This is a genomic window from Pseudomonas sp. MF6755, from assembly GCF_016405635.1.
Lineage (GTDB): Bacteria > Pseudomonadota > Gammaproteobacteria > Pseudomonadales > Pseudomonadaceae > Aquipseudomonas > Aquipseudomonas haemolytica.
Window position 1 is genome coordinate 139,715 of sequence record NZ_JAEKDA010000007.1, and the last position, 12,064, is coordinate 151,778.

The 12,064-nt window shown below is 59.8% G+C and carries 10 protein-coding genes; 8 read left to right on the forward strand and 2 right to left on the reverse strand.

The features are described 5' to 3' along the window. The first annotated feature begins 285 nt into the window (after positions 1–285). The 8 genes from JFT66_RS10950 to JFT66_RS10985 all read left to right on the forward strand — a co-directional run bounded on the left by JFT66_RS10950 (position 286) and on the right by JFT66_RS10985 (position 9,785). The gene (locus JFT66_RS10950; protein WP_034118402.1) at positions 286–993 is read left to right on the forward strand and encodes a tellurite resistance TerB family protein; all 708 of its coding nucleotides are present in this window, start codon (positions 286–288) and stop codon (positions 991–993) included. Positions 994–1,357: 364 nt separating this feature from the next. Continuing rightward, positions 1,358–2,980, forward strand: coding sequence for a methyl-accepting chemotaxis protein (locus JFT66_RS10955; protein ID WP_034118403.1), 1,623 nt, complete (start codon positions 1,358–1,360; stop codon positions 2,978–2,980). Beyond that, positions 2,980–3,492 carry a chemotaxis protein CheW gene (locus JFT66_RS10960; RefSeq protein WP_034118404.1) on the forward strand — a complete coding sequence of 171 codons (513 nt, stop codon included), beginning with the start codon at positions 2,980–2,982 and terminating at the stop codon, positions 3,490–3,492. The genes JFT66_RS10955 and JFT66_RS10960 overlap by 1 nt, the downstream gene beginning before the upstream one ends. Further along, positions 3,489–4,748, forward strand: coding sequence for a CheR family methyltransferase (locus JFT66_RS10965; RefSeq protein WP_198859256.1), 1,260 nt, complete (start codon positions 3,489–3,491; stop codon positions 4,746–4,748). Before JFT66_RS10960 ends, JFT66_RS10965 begins: the two co-directional genes overlap by 4 nt. Then, positions 4,745–5,446 carry a chemotaxis protein CheW gene (locus JFT66_RS10970; protein ID WP_198859257.1) on the forward strand — a complete coding sequence of 234 codons (702 nt, stop codon included), beginning with the start codon at positions 4,745–4,747 and terminating at the stop codon, positions 5,444–5,446. The genes JFT66_RS10965 and JFT66_RS10970 overlap by 4 nt, the downstream gene beginning before the upstream one ends. Beyond that, on the forward strand, positions 5,443–7,725 hold the full coding sequence (locus tag JFT66_RS10975; protein WP_198859258.1) for a hybrid sensor histidine kinase/response regulator: 2,283 nt from the start codon (positions 5,443–5,445) through the stop codon (positions 7,723–7,725). Before JFT66_RS10970 ends, JFT66_RS10975 begins: the two co-directional genes overlap by 4 nt. Continuing rightward, positions 7,722–8,732, forward strand: coding sequence for a chemotaxis response regulator protein-glutamate methylesterase (locus JFT66_RS10980; protein WP_198859259.1), 1,011 nt, complete (start codon positions 7,722–7,724; stop codon positions 8,730–8,732). Before JFT66_RS10975 ends, JFT66_RS10980 begins: the two co-directional genes overlap by 4 nt. 51 nt (positions 8,733–8,783) lie before the next feature. Next, positions 8,784–9,785, forward strand: coding sequence for a response regulator (locus JFT66_RS10985; RefSeq protein ID WP_032877485.1), 1,002 nt, complete (start codon positions 8,784–8,786; stop codon positions 9,783–9,785). A 145-nt stretch (positions 9,786–9,930) separates the two neighbouring features. Here the strand turns inward: JFT66_RS10985 and JFT66_RS10990 are convergent, their stop codons facing one another. Both JFT66_RS10990 and JFT66_RS10995 read right to left on the reverse strand, forming a co-directional pair. Further along, the gene (locus tag JFT66_RS10990) at positions 9,931–10,185 is read right to left on the reverse strand and encodes a bacteriocin immunity protein (protein ID WP_080752940.1); all 255 of its coding nucleotides are present in this window, start codon (positions 10,183–10,185) and stop codon (positions 9,931–9,933) included. A 4-nt stretch (positions 10,186–10,189) separates the two neighbouring features. After that, positions 10,190–11,929 (reverse strand): S-type pyocin domain-containing protein, encoded by a 1,740-nt coding sequence (locus JFT66_RS10995; RefSeq protein ID WP_198859260.1) that lies wholly within the window; start codon positions 11,927–11,929, stop codon positions 10,190–10,192. Positions 11,930–12,064: the final 135 nt, after the last annotated feature.

The window sequence follows — 12,064 nt, forward strand, 5'->3', positions numbered from 1 at the left end:
CAAATCCCGCGCCGTTCCTGGCACGTAGCGGATCAAAAATAACGGTTCGGACATGCCTTCGGCCAAACGCAACGGACAATAAACAGACGCCGGATAGCTTAAGCGGTTCGATGAACAAGGAAAAATGATTGATGGCGGGATGATGGCGTCACATGTGCAACAAGACATTTCCAGCATGGCAGTAGAACGTTACATCTGGAAGCACTCTAGATCGCGGCTTTTTGGCACTTAGTTTTACGCTGGAGGCCTATTGGTCCTATGAACCCAAGTGTCTGGAGGCTACGAATGAATACCCGTGGATTGCTCGATCAGTTGCTCAAATCTGGCCAGGACATGTTGCAAAACAAGGCTGGCGGCCAACGTAAGTCCAATGACAAAGGCGCCCTCGGCGGCTTGCTCGGCGGTGGCGGGCTCGGCAGCATGCTCGGCGGTGCCGGCGGCGGCGCCCTGGCGGCTGGGGCCATGGGCCTGCTTCTGGGCAACAAGAAGGCGCGCAAATTCGGCGGCAAGGCCCTGACCTACGGCGGCCTGGCTGCACTGGGCGTGATCGCCTACAAGGCCTATGGTAACTGGCAAGCCCAGCAGGCCAGCGCCCCCCAAGGCGAACCGCAAACCCTCGACCGCCTGCCACCGGCCCAGGTCGAGCAACACAGCCAGGGCATCCTCAAGGCGCTGGTGGCAGCCGCCAAGGCAGACGGGCATGTGGACGAGCGCGAGCGTGCGTTGATCGAAGGGGAATTCACCAAGCTGGACAACGACCAGGAGCTGCAACACTGGCTGCACGGCGAACTCAACAAACCCCTGGACCCCGCCGACGTCGCACGCGCCGCCAGCACCCCGGAAATGGCCGCCGAAATGTACATCGCCAGCGTGATGCTGGTGGACGAGGAAAACTTCATGGAAAAGGCCTACCTGGACGAGTTGGCCCGCCAACTGAAACTTGAGCCAGGTTTGAAGTTGGAGCTGGAAAAACAGGTGCGGCTTAACGCATAAGTATGGCTATCGACACCCTCTCCCTCGTAATCACGATGCGGAGCGAGCTGCTCTTGATCTGCTTTTGAGCCTAGGCAAGGTGCCGAGTGGTGGGGCGAGAGCGGTTTGGTTACTTTCGCCTGGGCCGGTATTCCGGCTCTTCGAAAGTGGCCCGCCGTAAGGGCGGAACCATAAGCAGCCGCTACCTGAATAACGGATATGCACCCCGTCTGATTCAACATCCTGTTCGGCTGTTAAGCCGCCTTCGCGAGCAAGCCCCCTCCCACATTTGCATTCTGTGGACACACCCTCAAAAGCGTTGATAAACGCAGGCATCCGCTCAGCTATACTCCCCTCCATTTGAATGGCCCTGCGAGGAATTACTGTGAAGAACTGGACCCTGCGCCAAAGGATTTTGGCGAGCTTTGCGGTAATCATCGCGATCATGCTGCTGATGGTGGTGCTCTCGTATTCGCGCCTGCTGAAGATCGAGGTCAGCGAGAATTCAGTTCGGGACGACGCGGTGCCCGGCGTCTTTTTCAGCTCGATGATTCGCAGCGCCTGGGTCGACAGCTACCTGCAAACCCAGGAAATTGTCGGAATCCACAAGAACCAGGCCATTTCCGAGGTCGACAAGCAGGACTACAAGTCCTTCGAGGCGCGGCTCGAGCAGCACATGGCCAGCTACGCCGGGACGATCAATATCGATCAGGACCGCACCGAATTCGACGCCTTCGAAAAACTGCACCAGAACTACAACCGAATTCTCGCCCAAGTGCTGGAGGCCCATCAGAGCAATAACCCGGTCGAGGCGCTGAGGTTGTTCGACGAACAACTGACCCCCGCGTGGACCGCAGGCCGCATGAAGCTCAATGACATTATCAATGAGAACAAACAGGTCGCCGACAATGCTACGGCCGCCATCGATGATGCCGTAGCGGCGGCGAAAATCAGCATGGGCGTCTCGCTGCTGCTGGCGATTCTCGCGGCGGCGCTGTGTGGCTTGTTGCTGATGCGCGCGATCATGGCGCCGATGCAGCGTATCGTCGAAATCCTCGAAGTCATGCGCACCGGCGACCTGAGCAAACGCCTGAACCTGGAGCGCAAGGACGAATTCAACGCGGTCGAGACGGGCTTCAACGACATGATGACCGAGCTGACCGCCCTGGTGTCCCAGGCACAGCGTTCGTCGGTGCAGGTCACCACCTCGGTCACCGAGATTGCCGCGACTTCCAAGCAACAACAGGCCACGGCCACCGAAACTGCAGCCACGACCACCGAAATTGGCGCGACTTCCCGCGAGATTGCCGCCACTTCCAAGGACTTGGTCCGCACCATGACCGAAGTGTCCACCGCCGCCGACCAGGCCTCGGTGGCTGCCGGCTCTGGCCAGCAAGGCCTGGCGCGCATGGAAGAAACCATGCACTCGGTGATGGGCGCCGCCGATCTGGTCAATGCCAAGCTGGCGATCCTCAACGAGAAAGCCGGCAACATCAACCAGGTGGTGGTGACCATCGTCAAAGTGGCTGACCAGACCAACCTGTTGTCCCTCAACGCCGCCATCGAGGCGGAGAAAGCCGGTGAATACGGTCGCGGTTTTGCCGTGGTGGCCACCGAAGTGCGCCGTCTGGCGGACCAGACCGCCGTGGCGACCTACGACATCGAGCAGATGGTGCGGGAGATTCAGTCGGCGGTGTCGGCGGGTGTGATGGGCATGGACAAGTTCTCCGAGGAAGTACGCCGGGGTATGTTCGAAGTGCAGCAAGTGGGCGAGCAGTTGTCACAGATCATCCATCAGGTGCAGGCCCTGGCGCCGCGGGTGTTGATGGTCAACGAAGGCATGCAGGCCCAGGCCACCGGCGCCGAGCAGATCAACCACGCGCTGGTGCAATTGGGCGATGCCAGCAGCCAGACCGTCGAATCCCTGCGCCAGGCCAGCTTTGCCATTGATGAACTGAGCCAGGTTGCGGTCGGTCTGCGCAGCGGCGTGTCGCGTTTCAAAGTCTGATGAGCGACCTTGCGGCCAAACGCGGCGCCGTCCCGGCAGCGAAAAAGGCGTTGTTCCTGGTGTTCCACATCGGCAGTGAACGCTTTGCCCTCAAGGCCACCGAAGTGGCCGAGGTGCTGCCGCGCCTGCCGCTTAAACCCATCGCCCATGCGCCCCTGTGGGTGGCGGGTATCTTCGCCCATCGCGGGGCGCTGGTGCCGGTGATCGACTTGAGTGCCTTGACGTTCGGCACCTCGGCCCAGGCCCGCACCAGTACGCGGCTGGTGCTGGTCAATTACCAGCCGCAGCCCTGGAGCGAAGCCCGTCGACTGGGGCTGATCCTGGAGCAAGCCACCGACACCCTGCGTTGCGACCCCGCGGAGTTCCAGCCCTATGGCCTGGACAACCAGCAGGCGCCCTACCTTGGGCCGGTGCGTGAGGATGCGCAGGGCTTGATGCAGTGGATCAGCGTCGCCGATCTCTTGACCGCTGAGGTGCGCGCCTTACTGTTTTCCGCCGAGTTAAGCCTATGAGCAGTGACCCACGATTTTCGGCGTTCTTGAAAGAGCGCATCGGCCTGGACGTCGCCTCGGTGGGCGAGGCGATCATCGAGCGTGCGGTGCGCCAGCGCTGCCAGTCATCCCAGGCGCCGTCGGCGGAGGCTTACTGGCAGCACCTGCAAAACTCCCATGACGAGCAGCAGGCGCTGATCGAAGCGGTGATCGTCCCCGAGACCTGGTTTTTCCGCTATCCCGAATCCTTTGCAACCTTGGCCCGTCTTGCCCAAGAGCGCCTGGCCGAGATCAAGCAGATGCGTGCCCTGCGTATTCTCAGCCTGCCGTGTTCTACCGGTGAAGAGCCCTATTCGATTGCCATGGCCTTGCTCGACGCGGGCTTGGCGCCCCACCAGTTCAAGGTGCAGGGCATGGACGTCAGCCCGCTGTCGGTGGAACGCGCACGGCGCGGTGTGTACGGCAAGAACTCCTTTCGTGGGGCGGATCCTGAATTTCGCGATCGACACTTCACTGAAGAAGAGGGCGGTTACCGCATTGCCGACCGGGTGCGCGAACAAGTGCGCCTGCAAGTCGGCAACTTGCTTGACCCGACGCTGCTGGCAAACGAGCCGACCTACGACTTTGTGTTCTGCCGCAACCTGCTGATCTATTTCGACCAGCCGACCCAAAAACAAGTGTTTAACGTGCTCAAGGCGCTGACCCATGTCGACGGCGTGCTCTTTATAGGCCCCGCCGAAGGCAGCCTGCTGGGGCGCCACGGCATGCGTTCGATCGGCGTGCCGCAATCCTTTGCCTTTAGTCGGCACGTGGAGCAGGCCCCACCGGTACCGGTATTCGTGCCGATGCCCGCGCCAATGCCGCAGCGTAGCGCGGCACCGATACCGATTAAGCCGCGTCCGTTCAGCACGGTCAGCCCCCCAGTGCCGCCGGTCAAGGCGCCACACACCGACGCAGGGGACTTGCTCGGCCAGATCGCGACCCTGGCCAATGAAGGCAAAAGCGCCGAGGCGCGTGCCGCCTGCGAGCGCTATTTGAGCAGCCATCCACCGGCCGCCCAGGTGTTTTACTGGCTTGGGCTGCTCAGCGATGTGGCCGGCAGCGCCTTGGAAGCCCAAGGGTATTACCGAAAAGCCTTGTACCTGGAGCCGCAGCATCCGCAGGCCTTGATGCACCTGGCCGCGTTGCTCGAGTCCCAAGGCGACAGTGCGGGGGCGCGCCGTCTGCAAGCACGCGCTGCCCGTAGCGAGCGAGCTGACAGTGAGTCCAAACGATGAGTAGCCCTGACGCGCTCGACACCGCAGGCCTGGACCTGACGCTGACCGATACCCAAGCCATCGACGACTGCTGGAACCGCATTGGCATTCATGGCGACAAGTCCTGCCCATTGCTGGCGGAACACATCCACTGCCGCAATTGCTCGGTCTATTCAGCCGCTGCCACGCGCCTGCTGGACCGTTATGCATTGCAGCAGGACGACCATCACCCGCAGGCAGCCGCCGAAGCAGATACCGAGGTGGTCACCCGTTCCCTGTTGATGTTCCGCCTCGGTGAAGAATGGCTCGGTATCGCCACCCGCTGCCTGGTGGAAGTCGCGCCGTTGCAGCCGATACATTCCTTGCCGCACCAGCGCTCCCGGGCGCTGCTGGGCGTGGCCAATGTACGCGGCGCATTGGTGGCGTGCCTGTCGCTGGTAGAACTGTTGGGCCTGGACAGCACCAGTACCGGCGCTACTGGCGGGCGCATCATGCCGCGCATGTTGATCATCGCCGCCCAGGACGGCCCGGTCGTTGTGCCGGTGGACGAAGTGGATGGCATCCATGCCATCGATGAGCGCACCTTGAAGGCGGCGTCGGCCTCCGGCACCCAGGCCAGCGCACGCTATACCCAAGGCGTGTTGCAGTGGAAAGGCCGCAGTTTGCGCTGGCTGGACGAAGCACAATTGTTGTCCGCCGTGACCCGGAGCCTCGCATGACCCCCGACCAGATGCGTGATGCCTCGCTGTTGGAACTGTTCAGCCTGGAGGCCGATGCGCAGACCCAGGTGTTGAGCGCGGGCCTGTTGGCCCTTGAGCGCAACCCGACCCAGGCCGACCAGCTTGAAGCCTGCATGCGCGCCGCGCACTCGCTCAAGGGCGCGGCGCGGATTGTCGGCGTGGATGCCGGGGTCAGCGTGGCCCACGTCATGGAGGATTGCCTGGTCAGCGCCCAGGAAGGCCGCCTTTACCTGCAACCCGAACATATCGACGCGTTGCTGCAAGGCACTGACCTGCTGATGCGTATCGCCACCCCAGGCAACGAGGTGGGGCCGGCGGATATCGAGGCCTATGTGGCGCTGATGGAGCGCTTGCTCGATCCGGCGCAACCCACCGCCATGCTCGCGCCAAAGCCCGAGCCCGAGCCAGAGCCTGCCCCCGCGCCCATCGTTGAAGCGTTGCCGGAGCCGGAGCCCGCACCGCCCGTCAGCAGTGAAGCGCCGCGCCAGAACAAGCGCATGACCGAAGGTGGCGAGCGCGTTCTGCGGGTTACCGCCGAGCGCTTGAACAGCCTGTTGGACCTGTCCAGCAAGTCCCTGGTGGAAACCCAGCGGCTCAAGCCGTACCTGGCCAGCATGCAACGCCTCAAGCGCATTCAAAGTAACGGTTTGCGCGCCCTGGATGCACTGGATGGCCAACTCAAGGCCCTGGACTTGAACCTGGAAGCCCAGGAGGCCCTGGCCGATACCCGTCGCCTGTTGAGCGAAGCCCAGGCGCTGCTGGCGGAAAAAAATGCCGAGCTGGATGAGTTCGGCTGGCAGGCCGGCCAGCGTGCCCAGGTGCTCTACGACACCGCACTGGCGTGCCGCATGCGCCCGTTTGCCGACGTGCTGGCCGGGCAAGCGCGCATGGTGCGTGACCTGGGCCGCAGCCTGGGCAAGCAAGTGCGCCTGGAGATCGAGGGCGAGAAGACCCAGGTCGACCGCGATGTGTTGGAAAAACTCGAGGCGCCGCTCACCCATTTATTACGCAATGCCGTCGACCACGGCATCGAAACCCCCGAGCAGCGCGTGCTGGCGGGCAAACCGGCGGAAGGTTTGATTCGCCTGCGCGCGTCCCACCAGGCCGGGTTGCTGGTGCTGGAGTTGAGCGATGACGGCAACGGTGTCGACCTTGAGCGTCTGCGCGGCTCGATCGTTGACCGGCACCTGTCGCCGGTGGAAACCGCCCTGCGTCTGAGCGAAGAGGAACTGCTGACGTTCCTGTTCCTGCCAGGGTTCAGCCTGCGCGACAAAGTCACCGAAGTGTCCGGGCGCGGCGTCGGCCTGGACGCCGTGCAGCATATGGTCCGCCAATTGCGCGGCGCAGTGGTACTGGAGCAGACGGCGGGGCAGGGCAGCCGCTTCCACCTGGAAGTGCCGTTGACCTTGTCGGTGGTGCGTAGCCTGGTGGTGGAGGTGGGTGAAGAAGCCTATGCCTTCCCCTTGGCTCATATTGAACGCATGTGCGACCTGGCTCCCGACGATATCGTGCAGTTGGAAGGCCGCCAGCACTTCTGGCATGAAGGCCGGCATGTTGGCCTGGTTGCCGCCAGCCAGTTGTTGCAGCGGCCGGCCGGGCAAAACCCTTCAGATACCTTGAAAGTGGTGGTGATCCGCGAGCGCGACGCCGTGTATGGAATAGCCGTGGAGCGCTTTATCGGTGAGCGCACTCTGGTGGTATTGCCGCTGGATGATCGCCTGGGCAAGGTCCAGGATATTTCTGCGGGCGCCTTGCTCGATGACGGCTCGGTGGTATTGATCGTCGACGTCGAAGACATGCTGCGTTCGGTGGACAAACTGCTCAACACCGGCCGCCTGGAGCGCATCGCCCGGCGCAGCCAGCAAGCCACCGAAGCACCACGCAAGCGCGTGCTGGTGGTGGACGACTCGCTGACCGTGCGCGAGCTGCAACGCAAATTATTACTCAATCGCGGTTATGAAGTCGCTGTTGCGGTCGATGGCATGGATGGCTGGAACGCACTGCGCTCCGAGGACTTCGACCTGCTTATCACTGACATTGATATGCCTCGCATGGATGGAATTGAATTGGTCACACTCTTGCGTCGTGACAGCCGCCTGCAATCGTTGCCGGTGATGGTGGTTTCCTACAAGGATCGTGAAGAAGACCGACGACGTGGACTCGACGCCGGCGCCGACTATTATTTAGCCAAAGCCAGTTTCCATGACGACGCCTTGCTCGACGCCGTGGTTGAACTGATTGGAGGTGCCCGGGCATGAGGATTGCGATCGTCAACGACATGCCCCTGGCAGTGGAGGCCTTGCGTCGTGCCTTGAGCTTCGAACCTGCCCATCAGGTGGTGTGGGTCGCCAGCAATGGCCTGGAAGCGGTGCAGCGTTGCGCCGAACTGACCCCGGACCTGATCCTGATGGACCTGATCATGCCGGTGATGGACGGTGTGGAGGCCACCCGGCAGATCATGGCCGAAACGCCATGCCCGATTGTGATAGTCACTGTGGATCGCCAGGCCAACGTCAGCCGTGTGTTCGAGGCGATGGGGCATGGAGCCCTGGACGTAGTGGATACCCCGGCGCTGGGCGTGGGCAACCCCAAGGATGCGGCAGCACCGTTGCTGCGCAAGATCCTCAATATTGGCTGGCTGGTCGGCCAGCGTGGCAGTCGCGTGCGTGCCGAAGCCCCGCCGCAGCGCGTCACCGGCAAGCGTCAACGGCTGGTGGCGATTGGTTCTTCAGCCGGTGGGCCGGCGGCCCTGGAAGTTCTGCTCAAGGCCTTGCCGCGGGATTTTCCCGCCGCCATCGTGCTGGTGCAGCACGTGGACCAGGTATTTGCCGCAGGCATGGCCGAGTGGCTCAGCAGCGCTTCCGGCCTGCCGGTACGCCTGGCCTGTGAAGGCGAGTCGCCCCAAACCGGCGTGGTATTGCTGGCTGGCACCAACCACCATATTCGCTTGTTGAAAAATGGCACGCTAGCCTATACCGCAGAGCCGGTAAACGAGATTTACCGGCCGTCCATCGACGTGTTTTTCGAAAGCGTCGCCAGCTACTGGAACGGTGACGCCGTCGGCGTATTGCTCACCGGTATGGGGCGCGATGGGGCCCAGGGCCTCAAGTTGATGCGGGAACAAGGATATTTGACCATCGCCCAGGACCAGCAGAGTTCGGCGGTGTATGGCATGCCCAAAGCGGCGGCGGCGATTGACGCTGCTGTTGAAATTCGCCCACTGGATAGAATTGCGCCCCGATTGCTGGAGGTCTTTGCAAAATGAACAAAATCTCCCGCCATGCTGGCTTGCAGGCAGTAGTTCAGGTGATTGCACATGAATGATTTACAGCTCGACGACTTCAAGACCGACGAAAACGCCGCCATGGTGTTGCTGGTCGACGACCAGGCCATGATCGGCGAGGCCGTGCGGCGCGGCCTGGCCCATGAAGAAAACATCGACTTCCACTTTTGCGCCGACCCGCACCAGGCGATTGCCCAGGCGATCCGCATCAAGCCGACGGTGATCCTGCAAGACCTGGTGATGCCAGGCCTCGACGGCCTGACCCTGGTGCGTGAATACCGCAATCACCCGGCCACCGCGAATATCCCGATCATCGTGCTTTCCACCAAGGAAGACCCGCTGATCAAGAGCGCGGCCTTTGCGGCCGGGGCCAACGATTACCTGGTCAAGCTGCCGGACAACATTGAATTGGTGGCGCGCATTCGCTACCACTCGCGCTCCTACATGACCCTGTTGCAGCGCGACGCCGCCTACCGCGCGTTGCGGGTCAGCCAGCAACAGCTGCTGGATACCAACCTGGTGCTGCAACGCCTGATGAACTCCGACGGCCTGACCGGGCTGTCCAACCGCCGCCACTTCGATGAATACCTGGAGCTGGAATGGCGCCGCGCCATGCGCGACCAGACTCAACTGTCATTGCTGATGATCGACGTGGACTTCTTCAAGACCTACAACGACAGCTTCGGCCACGTCGAAGGCGACGAAGCCCTGCGTAAAGTCGCCGCCGCTATCCGCGACGCCAGCAGTCGCCCCTCGGATTTGCCGGCGCGCTATGGCGGTGAAGAGTTCGCCCTGGTGCTGCCAAACACCTCGCCGGGCGGTGCGCGGTTGGTGGCGGAAAAACTGCGCATGGCGGTGGCGGCGCTGAAAATCCCGCACATTGCCCCGGCAGAAGGGGCGAGCCTGACCATCAGTATTGGCTTGTCGACCTTGACGCCGGTGCAGGGGACGGATTGTCGGCAACTGATCATGGCGGCGGACAAGGGGCTGTATACGGCCAAGCATAATGGGCGTAATCAGGTAGGTATCGAGTGAGCCGGGGCCAGCGTAAACCCAGGTAAGGGAGTAACTCCCCTCACACACCTGGAGCTTCAGGGCTTGCGGGTTGACTGCAACTGAAGAGTGGTTGAAACAAGATCTCCACCATCAATGCCTAATTGATGGTGGAGTTTACGGGGGGTTACTCTTCTTTAAAACCAGGCTTGCCATTAGCTGCGCGCCATTCTTTAACTTCTTTTACGATGCCTTCAGGGCTGTCTTCTCTGTCATCTCTTGGATAGTAGATTAGGTCTGCGCCATCAGGGTGCTCCGTCAGACGCTCAAATTCGAAAACCATTTCGATGTCTTCCTCTTCGGTGCGTATGCTGCTGTCACAAAGAGAAACTACAAAATTTAGAAATTCGGTCTCTGTATATTCACTGATTAAAGTTTTCATAATGTTAATTGCCTTTTCCGTGAATTTCTTTATGGCGTTTTGGAGTGACGACGTAGATGTTGTCAATGTCAAAAATAGCGCCGCCTTGAGAAACGAGATTCTTGTGGTGGATTTCGAACTTTACAGACTTTCCTACCCACTCTGACTTGCTTGAAAAGGGAGCCTTCCCATCTAGCATTATCGACAGGTTTTGACGATTGAACTGACTATTCAGTTCCGAGTCGTTCGCAACCGCTTTCCAGAAGGCTTCGCGAAATGCTCTGAAGTTTTTAAAATCCTGGCCTCTGAGCTTATCGGCAATTTGCGATGGTATAGGGGCGCCTTCACCTTGTGAGGCCGCTCCTAGCCAAGGACCGGTCATAGCTTGCCCGTCGCCTGTCACAATTCCGGGATCTTCTCGCCGATCCCTGAACATTATATAGAGCGGAGCTAATCCTGAATCTATTGGAAAGACCGTTATGAAGTCATCAAAGCTCGCCTCACTGATTCCTGGAAAGTAATCCACTCTGCCCTCTACCGGAGTCACTGTCGCTCCTACGTAAACAGGTGGCTCTGGTTGGTCGGTGGGCAGCGAGGTCGAACTATTCCCTGGTGCAGTAATAGGTGTCCAGATCAACGTCCTTGGTGGCGCGTCATTCGTCGTGACGGTATAAACCCTCTGCTCGACATCATAGCTGGCGGCAACAATATTGACCTTGGAGGGCACAGCCGTGCCGTCTGTCTTGACTATAAAAACTTCCGAGCGCCCATCTGCTGCTGTTTTTGAACTGATACGCACTGGTAGGTCGATTGTGCCGCCAGTGCTGGCAAGAGCGTTCAAATCGTGGGTGTGTGAGGGAACAAGGTCGGACAACTGTGTACTCAGAACATAACGTTCCGGCAGCTCTCCATTCGCCAACTTCGGGGAGTAGATCAGCGCAGACACACCTACCAAAAGGCCAGATGCCGTACCCGCCAATAGGCTACTTAATGCGCTAATGGCAGAGCGAATGGCCGCTTGCAACGTAGCGGCTGCGGTTTCAAGTGTGGAAATAGTCCCTGCCGCAGTTATGACCAGAGGCCCCGTTGCGGCAGCCGAGCCGGAAGAGCGGAAAGTATTGGCCGCTCGAACTGTCTGCGCGGCCTCGGCAGCTAATCGTTGTGCTTCAGCTTCACGGGTGAGACGGGCTTGCTCTTCGGCTATGGCGGTTGATAGCGCGTCATTTATAAGAGTAAGGTGATCATTCAGTATTTTTGCTTCTGCATTTAATAATTTTGCTTCATAGGCCGCTTTATGCGACTTAATCCAATCTTGTGCGAAATGATAATAAAAATCTCCTGGAAAGCTGCCGTTTGGGATTCTGAAGCCAGTGGTAGGATCAGCACCGTCATAAGATTTTGCGATGTCGAACTGAATTCTATAGGCGGCTGATCGTTCCGCTATTTTTGCTTCAATTTGTTTGACCTGAAATCCTAGCTTTTCAGTGAGGCTTTTACCAACGGCGTTTGCTTGCGCTTCGATGTCAGAAAATTCAGCTTCAGCCTTTTTCGGCAGTGCGGTAATGGCCGCTTCGTATTCCCTGCGTGATTTTCGGTATTCTTCGTGCACCATTTCGTCGGCACTGGCTACAAGATCGGCATATATCCCGATAAGCCAGCCAGGTATGGGGGGCGGACCATATCCACCTCCAAACCCATTTATAGAGTAATCGTTCTCTTTTCCTGCGGTGATAACAATGGGGCCGATTTCCAGTTGTCCTGACATTGTTTGCTCCTTAATCAAGTGCACGCTGCCAGATCAGAGTCTTAAAGTAGGCTAGGTTAACCTTTGAATGCTGAGAGGCATGCGGTGGTTGGCAGTTGGTAACTCACATGTGAGCTGCAAACTGAAGCTACTTGA